The organism is Mucilaginibacter sp. SMC90 (assembly GCF_022811725.1).
In the GTDB taxonomy this organism is placed as follows: Bacteria; Bacteroidota; Bacteroidia; order Sphingobacteriales; family Sphingobacteriaceae; genus Mucilaginibacter.
Genome location: NZ_CP094527.1, coordinates 4,995,276 through 5,015,692, shown reverse-complemented (window position 1 = coordinate 5,015,692; position 20,417 = coordinate 4,995,276). Strand labels below are relative to the sequence as shown.

Below are 20,417 nucleotides of genomic sequence, written 5' to 3'. Positions count from 1 at the left end.
TTATTTTAGTTAAAATGTGGCATTTAAACCTAATGAAAATACACGCTGCTGATAGTAATTGGTATTACTGCCGCTATTTTCGGGGTCAATGATCTCTTTTACATGTGGTAAATAGTTGATCACATTTTGCCCGGCAAGATAAACCCTTATCGATTGGATTTTATTTCGCAACAGCTTGTTTGACAAGGTATAGCCAACTTCAAAACTTTTTAATCTTATATATGAATCGTTTCGGACGAACCAGGAAGAGGTTTGTGTATTGTTTGACGTAGGCGTACCTGTAACCCTTGGATATAAAGCATTAGGGGTAGAAGGAGTCCAATGGTCATCATACACCAATTGAGAGGCCGAACCGGATGCATTAAAAGGAAACGCAAAATAGTTGCTGATAACAATATCGCTGTTACCCGAACCCTGGAACAAAACATCGAGATCGAAGTTTTTAAAGGTTAATCTGGGCTCCAGGCCATAGATGATTTCAGGTGTATTTGGATGCCCTATAACAGTTTGGTCATTAGCATCTATCTTACCATCTGGCTTTCCGTCTGGTCCGCTTAAATCTGCGTATTCGATATCCCCCGGTTTAACTGGTCCGAAAGATGGAACTGGTAAGCCTGCTTTGAGTGATCCGTCTGCATTAAAATCTGACGCTTTAAAGTAGCCCAACGCCTGGTACCCAAATATGGTATTTATTGGTCTGCCTGTTTGCCTTCTGTTAGGATTGTTAGCCGTTGCACTGGTTTCGTAAACCTGCAATAGCTTATTCCTGGCAAATGTAAAGGTACCTGTAACATCTAACCTCAAATCTTTTGAGAAGCTATGAGAGCTCTGTAAAGTAAGGTCGACACCATGGTTGCTCATGATACCACCATTGACAAGCCCTGTACCGATACCGTACTCGCCCGGTAGTGTATTTCCGATACTCACAAGCATGTTAGACCGCTTTTCATAAAAATAGTCAGCTTCAATGCTCAACAAGCCTTTCCATAAAGTGGCTTCAAAGCCTATATCAGTTTTATTAGCTTTTTCCCATGTAATGTTTGGATTACCCTGTAATGCTTCGCTTATGCCTTGTGTTGCACTGCCATTTATAACAGCCGAGTTGGCATAAGGGTTATAAGGGCTCAGATACTGATAGGTTAGGATTGCATTTCCTGATCTTGGATAAGCTCCTGACTGTCCCCATGAAGCCCGCAGCTTCAAGTTATCAATCCAAAGTAAGTTATCCTTGATGAATTTCTCTTCAGATAAACGCCAGCCTGCAGAAAACGCCGGGAAGAAGCCATAACGATGGCCCGGAGCAAATAAATAGCTACCGTCGTAACGGCCGGCTGCTTCAAACAGGTATTTTTTGTCGTAGGTATAGCCTACCCTGTAAACGTAGCCAATTTGTTTTTGCCCGTTGGAGTAACCGCTGTTTGTAGCGTCTGCAGCAGCAGGGCCACCATAATTTAGTTCGTCGATATCAAGATTGTAGTTGAACTTTGTAGCCCCGAATGTCTCATATTTTACGCGGCGGCTTTCAAATACTCCTAAAGCAGTAATGTCGCTTTTGCCAAACGAGCCTGAGTACGATAACAATCCCTGAACGGTTAATGAATGGTTTTGGCTATAGTTTTCGGTAAACGTAGCTTTTGAGTTGCCTTGTACGCCCTCTTTATAGGTGTATGGAGTTGTAGTAACATCAACATTATAAAAAGGAATAGGCGTTGTGTAAATGCGTTGAACCGAGGTCATGTTCCCGGTAAACAGGGGATCGGGCCCATTATCGTAGCTGATAACGCCTTTTAAACTCAATCCTTTAATAGGAAGTTTTTGATCAATTGTGAATTGCGAAAGAACAGCTGTGTTTTCATTGAGCTGGTAACCGCTATGGTAAATCTCGCCGATAAGTGACTGCCCGATGTAACCAGACCACAACCCATTGCTGTAGTAGATTGGTGTAGTTGGAGCCTGACGTTGAGCCTGACCTATAATAGTAGCAGCACTTTGAGATGGGAAATGCTGATCCTCAACATAACTGTTAACAGACAGTGATACTGTAGTGGTTTTAGTTGCATTTGCTGTTAAACTTAACGAACCATTGTATTTGTCAAGATAGGTTGTACTCCACATGCCAGCCTGGTGGGTGTATCCTAATGATGCAAAATATTTGATATCGTCGGTACCGCCGGCAAGGGTTACGTTATGATAAGTAATAGGGCGGTTTTTTTGAATGATTTCCTGTAGAGGATGGCCATCAGGGTGTCCGTCAGGATCAGAATGATCTTTAAATTTCTGAATATCATCGGCTGTGTATGCAGGTGGCTGACCATCATTGGCATTGGCCTCATTTCTGAGCAGTGCATATTGATACGATCCAACAAAGGTTGGCACTTTAGTTGGATTTTGAAGGCCATAATAGCCATTATAAGTTAAAGTCGGTTTGCCCGATTTACCTTTTTTGGTAGTTACCAGGATTACACCGTTTGCACCGGCCACACCGTAAGGGGCAACAGCAGCCGCATCTTTTAGTACCGAAATATTTTCGATTGTATTTGGGTCGAGACGGCTGAAATCACGAGGCACACCATCAACAATCAATAAAGGAGAACTACCACCGGTAGAACCAATACCTCTGATCTGGATATTTGAGCCATCGTAACCTGGTTCGCCACTGCCCTGGGTTATAATTAAACCAGAAGCACGTCCAACAAGGCTGTTGGTTAAATTAACTACAGGTTTTTTTGCGATCTCTGTAGTTTGAATTGTGGATACAGCTGCGGTTGTAGACGTTTTCTTTTGTGTACCGTAGCCTACTACGATTACCTCATTCAGGTTTTTGGCGTTCACCTGCAACCTGATAGTTACAGACGTTTGTCCGTTTAAAGGAAACTCTGCCTGTTCGTAACCTATGTAGCTAACTACCAACACGGCGTTAGCATCGGCATTAAGGGTAAAACTACCGTTTACATCGGTAACAGCCCCTGTAGTTGTCCCTTTAATCTTTACGGAGGCTCCAATAATAGTTTCGCCTGTGGTTTTGTCAATCACCTTTCCCTTAATTGGACCGGCGGCCACGTGTCGGGACAACGTTATTCTACTAAATGAGTTAAAAGCAGTTGCTGCATAGCTGCTTGTTTGCATTACTACCAGCAGAATCAATGATAAAATTATTGATCCGAATTTTTTTCTCGAAGATATTTTATCAGGTAAAAAATATTGCATAATTGGGTTTGATTAAAAATTGAAAATTGGCATCGGTTTAATGCATCTGGATCCTGGTCCGTTTTTCGTTTTACTTGTTTTGTTTTACCATCATTTTTTGTTTAGGTTATTTGATTCAGTTAATAGAAAATAATTGTCGAAATAACAATTTAAATTTAAAGCGAAATTCACGCAGCACTCTCAAAGAACATAGCGGCTTCCTGGCTCATAAACCTGGTGGCGATAGTTATAGTCACAATGCGTTTTTTACATTATAGGCTATATTATCTCATAGCGCCAGGAAGCAACTTTTTAATAAATAAAAAAAATCTGTATAAATAGGCTGTTATAATATTGCAGGGGTTATGACAAACAGTCTACGCTAATTGGTTATCCAATTAACCTCTATTTTTTCAGAAAAAAAGGGGGTAAAGCTGTAAAAAAAAGGGGATAATCTATAAAAGCTTGTGTTATTGACACTAAATCGCATATAAACAGAAGTATTTCTTTTAAATAATTTAAACAGTCAAAGTTTTAACTACCGGCAAGTATTATTCAGGGTTTTGCGTTTTTTGATATACGCGTACATAATCAACTTCAAAACGTTTAGGGAATTTTGTGGCAGAAGGGGCACCGCCATTGTCGCCCCCGATTGCAAGGTTCAATAATATATAGTGCGGCTGCATAAAAGGGTTAAACTGGCTGCCGTCCTGGTTAACAAGGTCTTTTAAAGCCACACGGTTAAGTAAAAGATCATCTACATATAAGCTGATGGCGGTTTTATCCCAATCCATGCGCCAGATATGAAATTTCTTACTCCAGTTAGTTTTAAAAGTGCTCATGGCTTTGGTATTGCTATACCATTTTGCTTTGTTAGGGGCCTCAGTACCACAGGCAATATTAGCCAGAAGCTTATTTCTGTAATATTCCATAATGTCAATTTCGCCGTTGGACGGCCACGGTTTTTCAACCCCCAGGGTCCAAAAAGCAGGCCATAGCCCAGCATCGGTACTTATCCGGGCGCACATCACGAACCGTCCGTATTGGAAACTATGCTTGCCCCGTGTATTGATGCTTGATGAAGTATAGTCTATAAATTGTCTTTTTTGTTTCCAGTTGATGCTGTTGGGTAGATACCCAGGATTAGGCAGGTGCACCTTCTGAGCCTCAATTATCAACTTGCCTCCGTGGCAGGCTGCGTTTTGCTCCTGGTACCATTGATCTTCATTGTTGCGTACAAACCCCGATTCAAAGCCCCAGTTATCAGCATTGGGCGGGCCATTACTATTAAATTCATCTGCCCAAACTAATTTATAGCCGCCCACTGTATCCTGTTGACATTTACCTGCAAACGGAATAAATATGAGCAGGGCCGCAGCGATCATTCTGGTTATCATAAAAACGAATAATTATAGTTTAAAATGGTTGTATTGGTTTTATACCCAAACAAAATAAGTGATATTTTGAGGGGCAAAGCAGGGGTAAACCTATAAATTAAAGGGGGCGAAATTTGCTATCGGGCTACCCCGCGGCTCTTTTTACAAAAACAGCGCAGAACCCTTTAAACTTGATACATACTTTTAAATTTACCGCAGGTTTTCAAATTCATTTAAACGATATGATACCTGGAAATTGGCCCTGTGTTTTTTGATAAATTCTGACGGGTTGACGCCGAATTGTTTATGAAATTGCTCCCTGAAGTATTTGATGTCGCTAATGCCTACCTGTATTGCCGCCTCATTGATATTGCAATTGGTTTGGATCAGGAGTTCGGCAGCTTTGCGCAGGCGAACAAACCTGATAAAGTTGTTGATTGACTGGCCGGTAGTACTTTTAATTCTTTTGAAAAGCGTTGGATAACTGATCCCTATTGCATCGGCCAGTGCATACACATCAAAATCATCATTGATGAAGTTTTGTTCTATAACGGCAATGCAGTTATTAAGCAGGTCTTTGTTTTCGCGGGAAATATTAATTGCAACGTTTTCTTTTGTAACCTCTTTATAAAAGTATTGCTGAAGCTTGGTTTTGTTTCTTAGTACACTTTTAACCCTTGCTGTAAGTATTTCTTTATCAAATGGTTTGCGTAAAAAATCTATGGCACCTTGTTCAAGGCTTTTTATCATGATATCAGGTGTAGTATCACCGGTGAGCAAAATAACCGGAATATGTTTTATGGCCGTATCTTCCATGATCATTTTACATAAATCCAACCCGTTTATTCCATCCATAACAATGTCGCTGATGATCAGGTCTGGAATATGTTTTTTGATCAGCTCGAGGCCAATTGTGCCATCTTTTGCCTCAATAACCAAATAGTCGACAAAAAATATTTTTTTGATATATGTTCTTATCTGTTCATTATCGTCAATGACAATGATGGTGTGTTTTTCCTGGCTAAACAATTCAAGCTTTTGTAATTCATTATTTTCCTCAACAAGCTCTTTACTGTCATGATCTATAAGGTCATTCACAAAATTGTAATCGGGATTTGCTACCAGGTTTATTTCCTCAGCCGAAAAATGCTTGATCCCCTTTGGCAGCTTTAAGGTGAAGGTGGTTCCGCCGGTTTTATTATTTACATAATTTATTGTGCCCTTATGGCAATCTATAAAAACCTTAACCAGGTATAAACCTATGCCGAATCCTTTTTTAAAGTAATTATTATCTTTTACCTGGTAAAATTTATCAAACAACTTATCACCGGTTTCGGTGCTAATGCCAATGCCATTATCAGTTATTTTAAATAAAACGTGGGTATCATCGTCTTCTACAACAATATTAATGGTACCATGCTCGGGGGTAAATTTAACCGCATTTGAAATAAGGTTAAATAATGATATCTCGATTTTCTCAACATCGGCAAATACGGAGATATTCCTTCCGGATGTTTTTATCGTGTAATTTAATTTTTTGATTTTAGCCTGATGAACAAAGCATGAAAATACCTCCTCGCATATGTTTACGAAATTCACTTCGCTTATATTTAACTGCGTGTTTTCGCTTTCAATTTTGCGAAACAGCAAAAGCTGATCTACCAGCCCCAATAATCGTCGGGCATTCCGGTACACTGTACTTAGCTCATCCGAATGGCTTTTGGTTTTATCCAGCAGATCTTTGATGGGGTTAATGATCAATGTTAAAGGAGTTCTGAACTCATGTGAAACATTGGTAAAAAAAGCAAGCTTCTTTTCGTTCAGTTCTTTTTCTTTTTCAACTTTTAGGTTGGCCAGGTTAATTTCAAATTTAAGTTTTGTCTGTTTTACCCGGTAAAGGAAACAGATGTATATTATACCGAAAATAATAGCGGTGTATATTACATAGGCCCACCAGGTACGGTACCACGGAGGAAACACGATAACCTGAACGTTTATCTGTTTTGGCATCCAATTTCCTCTTGTATCTGTTGCTTTGATCCTGAGCGTATAATTGCCTTCACTCAAATGAGTATAATACGCCGACTGGGTTTTGCCTACGTAATTCCACCTGTGATCCCAGCCTTCAAGATAGTATGCATAATTAATTTTATCAGGAAAGGAATATTCAAGGGCTGTGTAACGAAGGGTGAGCGCAGCCTGCGAATAATTAAGGCTTATTGTTTTAAGGTCGGCTACCGATTGGTCTTTTAACAGTTCGGCAGAGCCATCGGCTTCTGAACTGTCAACCTTTAAGCCGGTGATCCGAAGATCCGGGTGATGGTCTGTTACCTCGATGCTATCGGGATTGAATATATTGAATCCGTTGATCCCGCCGAATGCCATATTGCCCGAATGAAGCCGTATAGCTGCATTGTAGTTAAATTGAAGGCTTTGCAGGCCGTCAGAAACAATGTAATTTGTAAACTTATTATTTGCCGGAGAAAACCTGGTAAGGCCGTTATATGTACTGCACCACAGGTTCTGTTTATTGTCGATAAGGATATTAAGAATTGAATTACTTGGCAGGCCGTTAACTTTAGTATACCTCAGATAGCTCATATCCTTAAGGTTAAATTTCAATAAGCCTCCTCCTTCAGTTCCAATCCACAAATGGTTTGAATTATCATCTGCAATGGTTCTTATCCCATAACCAACATTGAAAAACAAATGGGCTTTCCTAACAGTGTCTATTTTAATAAGCCGGGTATAATTACCTGCCCATAATGTTCCTTTCCTGTCTTCAAAAATAGTGTGTATGTTAACAAGGCTTTCATCAAATAGTTCAAAGTAATCTTTTTTGCGGTTGTAAAGGTATAATGGCCCACCGCGGGTGGTGCTGGCCCATAAATGATGCCTGGAGTCTTCAAATAATTTCCAAAGATTTTTATCGGCTGTCCGGGTTAAAGTATTATAGCAATTGTAATGCTTGAAAACGCCCGTGGCTTTATTAAATTCGTCGATACCGCCGTTGAAGGAGGCTATCCATATTTTATTATCAAAGGTTTTAACTATGCTCACGATAAAATCAGTACTCAAGCCACCGCCGGTTGATGCATGGGTATAGCCGGTGTATATATTGTTCTTAATATCCCAATAAGAAAGTCCGCCGCCATCCGTGCCTATCCACAGGTTATGCTTTTCATCTTCACAAAACGAGAGGATGAAATTATTGATCACACTGTTTTTATTGAATGGATCATTGTTATAAAGTGCAAATGGTTTTTTCAGGTTGTCAACAACGCTAACACCTCCGCGTAGTGTTGCTATCCACTCTCTATACTCCTTGTCATGGAAAACAGTGGTAATAGCTCCGCTTCGCAACGAGCCTTCCGTGTTACCATTGGTAATGAAAGTTAGTTTGCCATTGCTGGTATTTAAAATATTAACGCCTCCGCCATCGGTAGCTATCCATATGTTGTCTTTTTCATCAAGTGTTAGGTTGGATATATTATCGCTTGTAAGCCTGTTGGCGGCCGGGCTAAACCTGTTGAGTGTTTTTGTTTTGATATTGAACAAAAACAAACCGTTTTCTGTACCTATCCAAACGTTGCCGGTTTTATCTGTAAGCAAGCAGCTGGCGCTGCTGAGCCGGGTATCAACGATATTTATCCGTCCGGATTTGAAGTCATAAAAACCAAGTCCTTTGGTTTTTATAAATACCCAGGCACCATTATGGGTTGGGCATATTGCTTTTACGCTATAATTATATTGTTTGGTAAGCTCCGTTTGCAGGTAAAGTTTTCTGGCTTTATCATATCTCAACAATCCAAGTTCATCTGTGCCTATATATAAGTTGCTGTCTTTATCGGCTACTATGATATTTATATTTGAAGCTATTTTTAGGCGGATACCGCTGCTGTGTTCCTGAAAATACTCGGGGTAAAAATAGGAGTCCTGGTAATTATAAAAAACGAGTCCGCGCTGCGTACCTATCAAAATCTTATTGCCAATTCCATTTAAGGCGCTGATGTGATTGTAGGGGAGCGATTTACTGTTATTCCACTCGTTTCTATAAATCTTAAATTCATCACTGTCATACCGGTTTAGGCCATCATAAGTGCCCATCCATATAAATCCGTATTGGTCCTGGTAAATGGAGGTAACCGCGTTATTTGATAATCCGTTTTCAATGCCAAAATACCTTATAGGGTGGCCGTTGGTAAAGCCAAAAACATTCAGGTAAATAAAAAGGAAAAGAAAGCTAAAGTATATTTTCGGATTTAAAATATTATTTATCCTGGTATACATTATAAATTATTAGTTAACAACTGGTAAGTAAAAATATCAAAATCATTGGCAAAAGGGTTGTGTTTTCAGCTCCGAACGATAATGTTACAAATCAGGGAACGGAACAGGGTGATGTTAGTAACAGGAAGGTTACAGGCTTATAGATTGGTTATTTATGTAATAAATATGATACGTGCAGGGTTTTTACCTGTGTTTTATTTTACCCCCTTAAATTTCGGGCTTTACCCCCCTTTTTTTTGATTGTAATATTGCATTTTTGGTCAAATAACCGGTTATACCTATATAAATATCTGTCTTTTTCCTAACGGATAAGCTTATAGTTGGATATCAAAAAATAATTGTCATGATAAAACGTGGACTCATTTTTTCGACTCTGAATATTTTATTGTTAACAGGCCTGATAGCTTTATTGGCGTTTAAAAAACCTGACCCAAAAGTAAAAGTTAAGTGGGAACAGCTTTTTAACGGGAAAGACCTGAAGGATTGGACTGTTAAGATCAGAAAACATGCTGTAAATGAAAATTTTGGTAATACCTTCAGGGTAGTTGATCATAAGATCCAGGTAAATTATGATCAGTATGAAAAATTTGACGAGCAGTTTGGACATTTGTTTTATAAAAAGCCTTTTTCATATTATCTGATAGGTGTGGAATACCGTTTTACAGGCAACCAGGTTAAAGATGGTCCCGGATGGGCGTACCGCAACAGCGGTATTATGATATATGGACAGGATCCTAAAACAATGGGCCTCGATCAGGATTTTCCCGTGTCAATTGAGGTGCAACTATTGGGGGGCAATGGTAAGGACAAACGGCCAACAGCCAATGTGTGCACCCCCGGAACACAGTATGTGCTTGACAACTCGGTTGTTAAAAGTCATTGCCTGGATTCAAAATCGGCAACTTTTCATGGCGATCAATGGGTTAGGGTAGAGGCATTGGTATTAGGTGATTCGCTGGTTGTACATTATGTAAACGGCGAGGAAGTGTTACGTTATCAGCGCCCGCAGCTGGATCCTGTTGGCGGGGCAGAAGAAGGCGCATTGTTAAAGAGCGGCACAATTTCCCTGCAAAGCGAAAGTCATCCGGTTGAGTTCAGGAAAGTTGAAATTGTTAACCTCGAAAAATATACGCATGACCCTCAAAAGCTTGCCGGAATAATACAGCAGTTAACGGCCGAAAAACGGATTGCTAAACAATAAAATAGAATCACAAATAAATTTACCTATAACCAAAAAGTAACGATGTTAAAGTTTTCCCTGACCCTGTTCTTATGCATATCATTTTTGCTGACATTCAAATATTTTGCGAATACCGGCGCGAGCGGAATTACGCCAGCTAAACGCAGTGTTTCATCATCAACAAAAGGGCGAGATTTAAATTTCTCTAAGCGCGATTCGCTCCACTGGCCTGCCGGTTTTACAATCACCAGGTTTACCGGGCCTGATATTACGCCAAGTCCGGCTTGTTTGGCCGTTGCAGCTACCGGTGAGGTGTTTGTTGGCGTTGATATGATCGGTTCGCTGGGTAAAGATCCGGGAAAAGGGCGGATAATTAAACTTATTGACAGCGATAATGATGGTAAGTTAGATAAGCATACAGATTTTGCCGATGTTGACGATCCGCGCGGCATACTCATCATGGGCGACCAGGTTTTTGTGCTTCATACCGTTTTTTCGAAAGAAACAGGTAAAGCGAGTGGCATGATCCTGGAAGTTTTTGAAGATAAAGATCACGATGGTATAGCCGATGGGCCGCCAAAACCACTAATTGAACATTTAAGTAATGCGCACATGCTGGCCGAACGTGGAACCGACCATGCTACTAATGGTATCCGCATGGGTATTGACGGATGGATTTACATAGCAGTAGGGGATTTTGGTTTTCACGATGCGACAGACCGTGATGGTAAAAAACTGACCATGCTTGGTGGCGGTATTATAAGGGTAAGGCCAAACGGCAAAGAGATGGAGGTTTATACACATGGTACACGTAATATCTATGATGTAGCTATAGACTCTTACATGAATATATTTACCCGCGATAATACCAACGACGGCGGCGGCTGGAATATTCGTTTTTCGCATCATATCCAATCCGGCGAATATGGCTACCCACTATTATTCAAGCATTTTACCGACGAAATATTGCCCGGACTGGTTGATTTGGGTGGTGGTTCGGGTACTGGCTCATTGTTTATGGACGAACCAACCTGGCCTGAAAAGTATAATCATGTGCCTATGACCGCCGACTGGGGACGGAGTGAACTTTATATAAACAGGGTAACGCCCGATGGGCCCAGCTTTACGCAAGCAGAAGAACCATTTATTGAACTTCCACAGATCACCGATCTTGATGTTGATGGATCCGGAAGGCTTTACCTCTCGGCCTGGGATGGGGCCGGATATTCTGGCAGCGCGTCAAAGGGCTATGTTATCAGGGCCATACCAAATGGATGGTCATACAAGGCATTTCCTGACGTTAAGGCAATGACAGTGGCTGATTTAGCCAACATGTTAAAATCACAGAGCGCAGTAGCAAGGTTAAATGCATCTCAGGAACTTATAACCAGGCCTGCAAGCGAAAGTAGTAAAGCAGCTTTTGCTATTGCATCAGAAACAGGTGCTCCTTTATATGCCCGGGCAGCCGCTCTTTTTACTTATGCTCAAATTGCCAGGGAAAGTGGGATATCTAACCTTGTGCAACTTACCCATGACAATGCCCTCAGAGAATTTGCATTACGTGAGTTAACGGACAGGAAAGATGGGATAGCACAGGTTCCGATTGCTCCTTTTTTAAGTGCACTGAAAGATCCGTCGCCACGCGTGCAGGCTGCGGCAATTATAGGCCTGGGGCGCCTTGGACGTTTGGAGGCTGCCCATGAGTTGCTTAAAACTAAGGTTCCTGCAAGTTTTGTAGCACCTGCTAAAAATACCGAAGGGCCTCACGCAACACCTAATTCGGCCATAATACTGCCTCACTTAGCTGTAAGGGCACTTGTAAGTATGAATGCGGTTGACGCATGTGTTAGTGCTATTGGAACACCCAATTCAACATTGGGGTTATGGGCATTGCGTTACATGTATGATGCCAGGGCGGTAAACGGATTAATTGCTGCTTACCCAAAAGTTAAAGATCTTAAAACAAAGAAACAGATATTGGTAACATTGGCCCGCCTTTATAAACAGGAAGCGCCTTATGATGCTTCATGGTGGTGGGGAACAAGGCCCGACTCGCATGGTCCCATTTATAAAGGTGTAACCTGGGAAGCCTCACCCCGGATCGAAAAATTTCTTACGCTTCAGCGGAGCAAGTCAGGTGCTGCGGGCAAACAGTTTTTTGCCGATCTGAATGAGCGCCATCAAATGGGTATCACTGCGTTTGGCGGTGAAGAAAAAGATGCTGCGACAAAAGAGGTTAAAGTAGATTTGGCGAAAATATTGAATAAGAAAGGACAGATCGGTAATACTTCCATCGAAGATGTGATGCTGATGTTAGCTAAAGTTAAAGGAGATCCCAAAATAGGGAAGGCCCTCTTTACCCGCCAAGGCTGTGTTGCCTGTCATAGCCTTACCCGCGGCGAAAAGCTAAAAGGTCCTTTTATGGGGCAGATTGGTTCAATTATGAACCGCCAGCAAATTGCCGAATCTATTTTAAAGCCAAGCGCTTCTATTTCGCAGGGGTTTGCTACTGTAATGATAACAGCTAAAGGCAATAAAAGCTATATGGGATTTATTACGGATGAGTCTGCTCAGAAAATAGTGATGAGAAACATTACCGGGGATGTATTTACCATTAAATCAAGCGATGTGCTTAGCCGTAAGGAATTGAAAACATCCATGATGCCTGTAGGCCTTGCCAACGCATTATCCTATGACGAGTTTGCATCACTTGTTACTTTTCTTTCTCAGCAAAAAAACTAATAACGAGGCTGAATCCTGAGGAGTTGTTTGAAAATCAGCAGGTATAAAGTATCTTAGTGTTTAATTAGCCGCCGGCAATCTGCAACAAAATTAAGCAGGTTGCCGGCCTGATTTTAAAACCTACCAATTATGCAACACAACGCTGTATCGCTCAGGCCGTTCATTGGCTCTAAAAATTTTGAAATATCACGTAGTTTTTACCGCGATCTGGGATTTGACGAGGTTGTACTTGATGCTAATATGTCCGTTTTTAAAACCGGCCAACTTGCTTTTTACTTACAAAACGCATACGTTAAAGACTGGATAGACAATACCATGATCTTTCTGGAAGTTGATGACGTTGCCCGCTACTGGAATGAACTGTTAGCTTTAGATCTGCCTTCAAAATACCAGGGTGCAAGATTAACCCCAATCCGCGTAGAGCAATGGGGGAGGGAATGCTTTTTACATGATCCCTCCGGCATACTTTGGCATTTCGGTGAGTTTTCTAATAAATCTTAATATTTTTTGCGTTCTGAACTGTTTTGGAGAATAGGATTGGCCTGTTGTTCGGAATATGAATTACCCCCCCCCAAAAAAAAAATTATGTCATTGAGCGTGGCAGTCTTGTAGTCAATACATATCCGATTTGCTTAGCTAAGAGATTGCTTCGTCGTCCCTCCTCAATGACATGATTTTAATTTCTTCTTCCGAAAAATATCTGGGTGTGAGCGCCCATAATATACGCAGGCAGCGAAGTTTGCTAAGGGTATAGTCGGCTTTTTCTCCTGATAAAGCTATTAATGTCCTTAAGCCTCGCCTGGTAATCCTTATCGGATTCACGCTAATCTTTAACCCGCCCTGTAAATCTTCTTTAAAATTCGCTTGTCACTCCATCGTAATAATTCATACAATTATTTTAAACAAATGTTTTAATCAAACGATTGATTAATTTTGTGCCATTATTTAAGACATCAAACTTTTATCAAATGGCCGAGTCAGGATTTAAAAAGTGGATAATTACTATCACAGTAATTATCGCTTCATTGTTAGAATTAATAGATACTACCATAGTTAACGTTTCCATTCCCCAAATTCAAGGCAACCTTGGGGCCACAATAACCGATGCTGCCTGGGTAGTGACAGGTTATAGCGTAGCAAACGTGATCATTTTGCCTATGTCGGGTTGGCTGAGCAGTTTTTTCGGGCGTAAAAAATACTTTTTAGCCTCCATCATTCTGTTTACCATAGCTTCGTTTTTGTGCGGTAATGCCCATAGCCTTACCGAGCTTGTTGCCTTCAGGGTTTTGCAAGGCTTGGCGGGCGGCGGCTTACTTTCAACATCGCAGGCTATCCTGATTGAAACCTGGCCTGCAGAACAACTGGGCACTGCCACAGCCCTGTTTGGATTGGGAGCAGTTGTTGGCCCAACCATAGGCCCTACAATTGGTGGTTATATAACAGACCATGCCGCCTGGCGCTGGATTTTTTATGTGAATATACCTGTGGGGATTCTGGCAGCAATATTTACGGTAATGTATGTAAAGGTGACAGCCAGAGACGCGAAAGATAAGCCCATTGATTGGTGGGGAATTGCTTTGCTGGCCATAACAGTTGGCAGTTTACAAACTATATTAGAAAAAGGTGAGGATGAGGATTGGTTTGCCACCACCTATATCATTGTGCTTACCTGTACTGCGGTTATCGGCTTCCTACTTTTTTTGTGGCGTGAATTAAGTACGGACCATCCTATCGTTAATTTTAAGATCATGAGGCACCGCAGCTTTTCTGCCGGTATGGTTACCTCGTTTATACTTGGCGTAGGCTTGTATGGGTCGCAGTTTGTTTTTCCTGTTTTTTGTCAAAACCTGCTTGGGTTTTCGGCACAGCAAACCGGCGAGATCTTGCTGCCAGGCGGTTTGTTTACCATTATGATGATGCCTTTTGTGGGCATTATGCTTAACAAAGGCCTGCCCGCACAATTCATGGCTGTAGGCGGCATGATTTTGTTCTTCGTGTTTTCGTGGTTTATGAGTGGTTCAACGCTGGCATCGGGCACCGGCGATTTCTTTTGGCCGTTGGCTATCAGGGGTATTGGTTTATCCCTGCTTTTCGTTCCGCTTACTACCATTGCAATTGGTGGTTTAAAAGGTGCCGAAATAGGACAGGGTACAGGCTTAAATAATATGATGCGCCAGCTTGGTGGTTCGTTTGGGATAGCTGGTTTAAACACGCTGATCCACATTCGCGTGGCAACACACCGTAACAACCTGTTAAATAACATCAATCCGTACAATACTTATTTTACCGATAGGTACAACGCATTGTTACACGGGTTCATGGCCAAAGGCAAGTCGTTTTTTGATGCCTCAAAAATGGCCTATGCCGCCATTGATGGTACGGTAAATAAACAAAGTACACTGCTAAGTTACAATGATGCTTACATTGTGGTTGGCTGGGTAATGCTGGCAGCAATTCCATTGATATTTTTAGCGCCGATTGTAAAAGGCCAAAAGGCCGTAGCGGATACGCATTAAAAAGCCCCGGATGATATATGTTTTTGAATGATTAAATTTGAAAACATATATCATTCCATGACTATCACCGCCGAAACTACAACCGAAGAGAAAATATTGAACGCTGCCAGGCAGATCTTTACCAAAAAAGGCTTTCTGGCTACTACTGTGCGGGATATAGCAACCGGGGCCAACACAAACGTAGCATCGGTTAATTATTATTTCCGCAGTAAAGAAAACCTTTTTGCTTTTATCATGGACGAAACCATTCAAAAGCTTTTTGATAAGATCGAACCTGTTTTGAATGATGAAGCTACCACTGCCATCGAAAAGATAGATGCCTGCGTGGGATACTACATCGATCAGCTTTTGGAGAACCCCGACTTTCCTTTTTTTATGGTAAACGAGGTGCTTGCGGGGCAAACCACATTGCCTATGGTTGAAAAAGTTAAAACATTAACAGGTTCCGTTTTTGCCAAACAACTTTATGAACTGCAGGCCGATAGTACTATTAGATTTCATCCCATCCACCTGATGTGGAATATAGCAGGCATGATTGTTTTTCCATTTCTTGTGCGCCCCCGGCAATTGGAGGCAGGGTATTTCGACTCATCTGAGTTTGTAGAGATGATGAAAGAAAGGAGGAAACTGATCCCGGGATGGATAGGGCAGGTATTGAAGGGGGGCAACAATTAAAAGCCTGCCAGCCATGATCACTCTCCAATGGCTTTCATCGTAAACATTCCGCTATAGTATTTGCGGTAAGCATAGCCCAGCAACAGGTTGGGTACTACAAGCGTAACGCCCATAAGCCATCCTGATGGTACTAAAAATGTGTGGAACAATAGTACATTTAAACTGATAGGGAATAACACCACTGCCGAAAACGGTGCGTACCGGTTAAACATTAATGATAACCCGCCCACTATCTGTATTACTTTTTGCATAGGATAAAAATAGCCCGTGCCTTTTAAACCTGCTATAAAGGCACCCGCTTTACCGGTATGCAATGGCTGGTAAGGTATAAAGTGTAAAAAGTAATCAAGTCCGAATATCAGGTAGAGTGAACCGAGCAATACCCGGCAAATCAGTGTTGTAGTTTTCATGAATTGTTTATAATCCGGGCTGAATTTATCAAAAATTGATGATCAAACTTGCAATCTTAGAATATAAACGATAATGTATATGATGCCTGGTCAATTATTTAGCGTGCAATAATATACAGGTGCTCTTCTCTTAAAAATTCCACAAGGTCTATTTCTAATATCTTAGCTATTTCAATAAGCCTTGCAAGCGTTAGCTTAACGTTGCCCAGCTCAATTTTGCTGAATGTGTTTTGCGATACCCTGAGTTTGTAGGCAACGTAAAACTGGGTATAATTTCTTTCTTCCCTAACCGCACGGATCCGGTTTGCTATAAGTTTTTCGGTAAGCATTTTTGATTGGTTGTTTGATTGATAAACGTAATCAGGAACGCTTCGGATTGGAGTTTTAATAATAAACACTTAGGTTGTTTGATACAGGCGCTGAATGCTTTACTCTAAAACAGGGTGTAGTTAATGTGTTGATATACAATGTTTTATCTTGTTTTTGTTGGCTGGTTGAATCTGCCTGTTATTGCTCCCCGTAGTTCCTCCCAAACAATTAAAAACAGTAACATATGAAAAAGATGATTATCGCGGCCTTTGCATTAGCAATTTTTGCAATAGCCCCTAAAGCCAATGCTCAAACCAAAATGGTAGGCGGTGCGGCTATGTACCCAACTAAAGATATTATTGACAATGCTGTAAATTCAAAAGACCACACTACACTTGTAGCCGCTGTTAAAGCTGCAGGTTTGGTTGAAACCCTGAAAGGCGACGGCCCGTTCACCGTTTTTGCCCCAACTAACGAGGCGTTTGATAAACTACCCAAAGAAACAGTTCCAACGCTGTTAAAACCGGAGAACAAACCAATGCTGACAAAGATCCTTACATATCACGTGGTTGCAGGCCGCTTAAGCTCGGCAGATTTGTGGGCTAAAGTTAAAGAGGGAAAAGGAAAAACTGAATTAAAAACAGTGGCAGGCGGAACACTTACTGTTATGGCTCAAGGCAAAAAACTATACCTTGTTGATGAAAAGGGCGGCAAATCATGGATCACTATTGCCGATGTTTTCCAAAAAAATGGGGTTATCCATGTGGTTAACACTGTATTGATGCCAAACTAATCAAACTAAGGTAACAAAAAATTAAAAGCCCGGACGCTCTGCAAGCTCCGGGCTTTTTTATTTAGGTGCCTTGTTTAATGAGTAGGCACAGGGTTTGTAGGCGTTGTTGGGCTCGACGGGTTAGGTGTCGGGCTTGGTGTTGGGCCAGGGATATTTGGTGAATTGGCTGCGGCACCGGGTTAGGGGTATTAGGTGTTGGCGAAGGGTTTGGCGTTGGTGTCGGGGCTGGCGCAGGTGTTGGCGTCGGCACAGGCATCGGCACCCGGTTCGGCTCCGTTGGTGTGGGGGTAGGAGTTGGCGTAGGTGCCGGGTTCGGGTTTGGCGCCGGATCAGTTGGCGCAGGCGTTGGTACCGGTGTTTTTGGTTTCTTTTTATTTTTACCGGGTACGGTATCGGTAGGCATTGAATACTTTGCTATGGTGGTGCCGCTATCTTGAGGCCTATGACCATCGGCTATTGCAAATGAGCCGGCTAACGACAGGGCGATAGCTGCGGCTGCTATTCTTAAATTTTTCATAGTTTTTTCCTTTTGTTTACAAAAAGTTAACTATTAATATAACTTTCAATTTCGGGAAAGGTTTTTTAAAATTAGAAATCAGTGCATTACAGGATAAAACATATCGGAATGGAATGCGCGCCAGTAATATAGGTTAACGGCATAAACCGCTGGTACTTTACAAGTTTTAATATTAAGCGCCTATATTTGCAACCTACACCTGCAAACATAATCTATGACCGAACTTGAAAAAATGATATCCGGCGAGCTGTATAACGCCGGGGATGCCGAACTTGTTGCTGCCCGTTCAAAAGCAAGACTACTGTTTACACAATACAATGCTGCAGGTTACGATGATAAGGAAACCAAAGCCGCGCTGTTAAAACAATTATTAGGAAGCTTTAAAGGCAATATCGACATTCAGTCCCCTTTTTACTGTGATTATGGTTTTAATATAACTGCAGGCGATAACCTGTTTTTGAATTTTAACTGCATCATACTGGATTGTGCCCGCGTTACTTTTGGCGATAATGTGTTCCTGGCACCCAATGTTCAGCTTTATACGGCTTATCACCCGGTTATAGCAGCAGAGCGGATTAAAGGTCCGGAATATGCTGCGCCTATAACTATTGGCAATAACGTATGGCTGGGCGGCGGCGTAATTGTTTGCCCCGGTGTTACCATAGGTGATAATACCACAATAGGTGCAGGGAGTGTGGTAACCAAAGATATTCCAGCTAATGTTGTGGCTGCAGGGAACCCCTGCCGCGTGATCAGGGCGTTATAATTTCGGAATTTTAATTAAGATTTGGAAATTTCATGTGATCAAGACACATCGTTGCACGAATTTTACCAAACCTGGATGGGGGGCTTGCAAGACAGTTTTAAGCCGACAGTATAGGCGATGTTTTTGTACTATTTTTTAATAATTTCAATTCGGCAACAATTATAAAACTTACAATTACCAGGAAAGCCCATGAACTTATTTTCTGGTAATTTACTACTGCCCAGGTATGATGCTGATAAGCATACCGCCAGGCCCCAAGCCGGGTAGCTATATTTTCGGCAAGCCATATAAAAAAGCCAATGAGCATAAATGATAATATGGTTGAGATGCTGTAAGGTTTACCTTTTAAATAAAATACAACAACCGACTGCCTGAAAAAATAAAGGATCAGCACACCTATTCCGTAGCGTACATCAGGTATAAAATGGTTACTGAAAAAATTAAGGTATATTAAAATACCTATTGTGCGGGTAACATACCGGTTAGGCCAGTTTTGTATTTGCAGGTCAAGCCTTCGCCAGGCCTGGCACATGTAACTGGCAACACTGGCATACATAAAGCCGCTGTACAGCGGTACGCCGCCTATTTTCGTAAAAGCAAATTCGGGATAAGCCCATGATCCATAATGGACCTTAAAAAGCTCCATCAGCAAGCCCAGCAGGTGAAATATGCATATTACCAGTACTTCATCTTTAGTTTCGATCCCGGTATAATACAAAGCCGCCTGGATCAGCAGGCAGGTAATCAGCATAAAGTCATAGCGCGGCAGGATACCGGTAAACAGATGTGAAAGAGCCAGCATTACAAATACTAAAACAGGGAACAGGCAGGAGAGGGCCTGCTGTTGCACAAAAATGAAGAAATGTTTGAGGGTGGTTTTCATAGATCAGTTTAAGGCGTATGCCTCATCCATTCCCTGAATCTGGGTTTTATATTGTACTGGCAGGAGGGCATCCCTGAAAAACTTTCCTGGTTTAAGATTTTTTACTGTTTTGTAGATCGTTAAAACAGGCCAGAGCCAGGCTATTTTGCCTAATGGCAGTTGCAGGCTAACCTGTGCAGGCACGGTTAGCAGTTGTGCCTGTTTCAAGATGTGATAGCGGGTAAAACCAAGGTGCTTTTTGTATTGTTGATATAAATCGGCTGTAAAGGCGCTATTAACCAGGTTATGCTCAAGATGATCCTGGCGCATCTGCACATAGTGTTCATAATTTATTGGCAAACCTTTTAGCTGCATGCGTTTACCAACGTTATAAAACACATCAAATACCTCAGTTTTTTCGGCAAGGCAGAGCGGCTTTTCCAATAGCTCATATGAGCGGATAGATAGATCGATGAGCAGGAAAAGCACATCACGATAGGCCCAGTCTGGTATTTGGGAGCCGCGTTCGGTTTCAACGCTTTTGTGTATGGCATTTATTTTATCAATTGCTTTTAAAGCAGCTTCACGCTCCGAGAAAATAATCTGCCTGGAATACGCTACGGTGCTAAACAAGCGGGACAGAGGGTCGGCAGGGAGTTTTCCGGTGAAATAAAGCCAGTCGACAGCCTTATTTAAAGCAAACTCGGCTGCGGCACCGGCAAAAATAAACAGGATAGTATCCGCCTTGCCCCAAATCTTGCGCACTATTGAATGTTCATCTACAAAAAAATCCAT

Annotated in this window: 15 protein-coding genes; 7 read left to right on the top strand and 8 right to left on the bottom strand. The window is 41.6% G+C overall.

Features of this window, described 5'->3' with window-relative positions; translation table 11 throughout:
• Positions 1-9: 9 nt before the first annotated feature.
• The 3 genes from MTO98_RS20975 to MTO98_RS20965 form a co-directional block, all read right to left on the bottom strand.
• Complete coding sequence (locus MTO98_RS20975; protein WP_243480942.1) at positions 10-3,072, bottom strand: TonB-dependent receptor; 3,063 nt, start codon at positions 3,070-3,072, stop codon at positions 10-12.
• Between the two features lie 665 nt (positions 3,073-3,737).
• Positions 3,738-4,583, bottom strand: coding sequence for a family 16 glycosylhydrolase (locus tag MTO98_RS20970; RefSeq protein ID WP_243480941.1), 846 nt, complete (start codon positions 4,581-4,583; stop codon positions 3,738-3,740).
• 189 nt (positions 4,584-4,772) lie between these two features.
• On the bottom strand, positions 4,773-8,852 hold the full coding sequence (locus MTO98_RS20965) for a hybrid sensor histidine kinase/response regulator transcription factor (protein WP_243480940.1): 4,080 nt from the start codon (positions 8,850-8,852) through the stop codon (positions 4,773-4,775).
• Between the two features lie 343 nt (positions 8,853-9,195).
• Between MTO98_RS20965 and MTO98_RS20960 the strand changes: the two genes are divergently transcribed.
• The 5 genes from MTO98_RS20960 (at position 9,196) to MTO98_RS20940 (ending at position 15,965) form a co-directional block, all read left to right on the top strand.
• On the top strand, positions 9,196-10,053 hold the full coding sequence (locus tag MTO98_RS20960) for a DUF1080 domain-containing protein (protein WP_243480939.1): 858 nt from the start codon (positions 9,196-9,198) through the stop codon (positions 10,051-10,053).
• Positions 10,054-10,095: 42 nt separating this feature from the next.
• Positions 10,096-12,774 (top strand): c-type cytochrome, encoded by a 2,679-nt coding sequence (locus MTO98_RS20955; RefSeq protein WP_243480938.1) that lies wholly within the window; start codon positions 10,096-10,098, stop codon positions 12,772-12,774.
• A 129-nt stretch (positions 12,775-12,903) separates the two neighbouring features.
• On the top strand, positions 12,904-13,275 hold the full coding sequence (locus MTO98_RS20950; RefSeq protein ID WP_243480937.1) for a glyoxalase: 372 nt from the start codon (positions 12,904-12,906) through the stop codon (positions 13,273-13,275).
• Between the two features lie 467 nt (positions 13,276-13,742).
• Positions 13,743-15,290: a DHA2 family efflux MFS transporter permease subunit gene (locus MTO98_RS20945; protein ID WP_243480936.1), complete on the top strand. Its 1,548-nt coding sequence runs from the start codon at positions 13,743-13,745 to the stop codon at positions 15,288-15,290.
• A gap of 57 nt (positions 15,291-15,347) precedes the next feature.
• Positions 15,348-15,965: a TetR/AcrR family transcriptional regulator gene (locus MTO98_RS20940; RefSeq protein ID WP_243480935.1), complete on the top strand. Its 618-nt coding sequence runs from the start codon at positions 15,348-15,350 to the stop codon at positions 15,963-15,965.
• Positions 15,966-15,982: 17 nt separating this feature from the next.
• Here MTO98_RS20940 and MTO98_RS20935 read toward each other — a convergent pair whose 3' ends face one another.
• Positions 15,983-16,375, bottom strand: coding sequence for a DoxX family membrane protein (locus MTO98_RS20935; RefSeq protein ID WP_243480934.1), 393 nt, complete (start codon positions 16,373-16,375; stop codon positions 15,983-15,985).
• Between the two features lie 98 nt (positions 16,376-16,473).
• Positions 16,474-16,704 carry a helix-turn-helix domain-containing protein gene (locus tag MTO98_RS20930; RefSeq protein ID WP_243480933.1) on the bottom strand — a complete coding sequence of 77 codons (231 nt, stop codon included), beginning with the start codon at positions 16,702-16,704 and terminating at the stop codon, positions 16,474-16,476.
• A 224-nt stretch (positions 16,705-16,928) separates the two neighbouring features.
• On the opposite strand from MTO98_RS20930, the gene MTO98_RS20925 reads away from it, so the two are divergent.
• Positions 16,929-17,477 (top strand): fasciclin domain-containing protein, encoded by a 549-nt coding sequence (locus tag MTO98_RS20925; protein WP_243480932.1) that lies wholly within the window; start codon positions 16,929-16,931, stop codon positions 17,475-17,477.
• Positions 17,478-17,538: 61 nt separating this feature from the next.
• Here MTO98_RS20925 and MTO98_RS20920 read toward each other — a convergent pair whose 3' ends face one another.
• Positions 17,539-17,994 (bottom strand): hypothetical protein, encoded by a 456-nt coding sequence (locus MTO98_RS20920; RefSeq protein WP_243480931.1) that lies wholly within the window; start codon positions 17,992-17,994, stop codon positions 17,539-17,541.
• Positions 17,995-18,208: 214 nt separating this feature from the next.
• Between MTO98_RS20920 and MTO98_RS20915 the strand changes: the two genes are divergently transcribed.
• Positions 18,209-18,760 (top strand): sugar O-acetyltransferase, encoded by a 552-nt coding sequence (locus MTO98_RS20915; RefSeq protein ID WP_243480930.1) that lies wholly within the window; start codon positions 18,209-18,211, stop codon positions 18,758-18,760.
• Between the two features lie 97 nt (positions 18,761-18,857).
• Here the strand turns inward: MTO98_RS20915 and MTO98_RS20910 are convergent, their stop codons facing one another.
• Entirely contained in the window at positions 18,858-19,643 is a 786-nt protein-coding gene (locus MTO98_RS20910) for a DUF817 domain-containing protein (RefSeq protein ID WP_243480929.1), read from the bottom strand.
• 3 nt (positions 19,644-19,646) lie between these two features.
• Entirely contained in the window at positions 19,647-20,417 is a 771-nt protein-coding gene (locus MTO98_RS20905; RefSeq protein WP_243480928.1) for an oxygenase MpaB family protein, read from the bottom strand.

Bases quoted from the DNA above. Each gene is read 5' to 3' on its own strand.
- MTO98_RS20925 (WP_243480932.1), top strand. From the start codon at position 16,929: ATGAAAAAGATGATTATCGCGGCCTTTGCATTAGCAATTTTTGCAATA.
- MTO98_RS20940 (WP_243480935.1), top strand. From the start codon at position 15,348: ATGACTATCACCGCCGAAACTACAACCGAAGAGAAAATATTGAACGCT.
- MTO98_RS20905 (WP_243480928.1), bottom strand. From the start codon at position 20,417: ATGGATTTTTTTGTAGATGAACATTCAATAGTGCGCAAGATTTGGGGC.
- MTO98_RS20915 (WP_243480930.1), top strand. From the start codon at position 18,209: ATGACCGAACTTGAAAAAATGATATCCGGCGAGCTGTATAACGCCGGG.
- MTO98_RS20920 (WP_243480931.1), bottom strand. From the start codon at position 17,994: ATGAAAAATTTAAGAATAGCAGCCGCAGCTATCGCCCTGTCGTTAGCC.
- MTO98_RS20950 (WP_243480937.1), top strand. From the start codon at position 12,904: ATGCAACACAACGCTGTATCGCTCAGGCCGTTCATTGGCTCTAAAAAT.
- MTO98_RS20930 (WP_243480933.1), bottom strand. From the start codon at position 16,704: ATGCTTACCGAAAAACTTATAGCAAACCGGATCCGTGCGGTTAGGGAA.
- MTO98_RS20945 (WP_243480936.1), top strand. From the start codon at position 13,743: ATGGCCGAGTCAGGATTTAAAAAGTGGATAATTACTATCACAGTAATT.
- MTO98_RS20910 (WP_243480929.1), bottom strand. From the start codon at position 19,643: ATGAAAACCACCCTCAAACATTTCTTCATTTTTGTGCAACAGCAGGCC.
- MTO98_RS20970 (WP_243480941.1), bottom strand. From the start codon at position 4,583: ATGATAACCAGAATGATCGCTGCGGCCCTGCTCATATTTATTCCGTTT.
- MTO98_RS20955 (WP_243480938.1), top strand. From the start codon at position 10,096: ATGTTAAAGTTTTCCCTGACCCTGTTCTTATGCATATCATTTTTGCTG.
- MTO98_RS20935 (WP_243480934.1), bottom strand. From the start codon at position 16,375: ATGAAAACTACAACACTGATTTGCCGGGTATTGCTCGGTTCACTCTAC.
- MTO98_RS20960 (WP_243480939.1), top strand. From the start codon at position 9,196: ATGATAAAACGTGGACTCATTTTTTCGACTCTGAATATTTTATTGTTA.
- MTO98_RS20965 (WP_243480940.1), bottom strand. From the start codon at position 8,852: ATGTATACCAGGATAAATAATATTTTAAATCCGAAAATATACTTTAGC.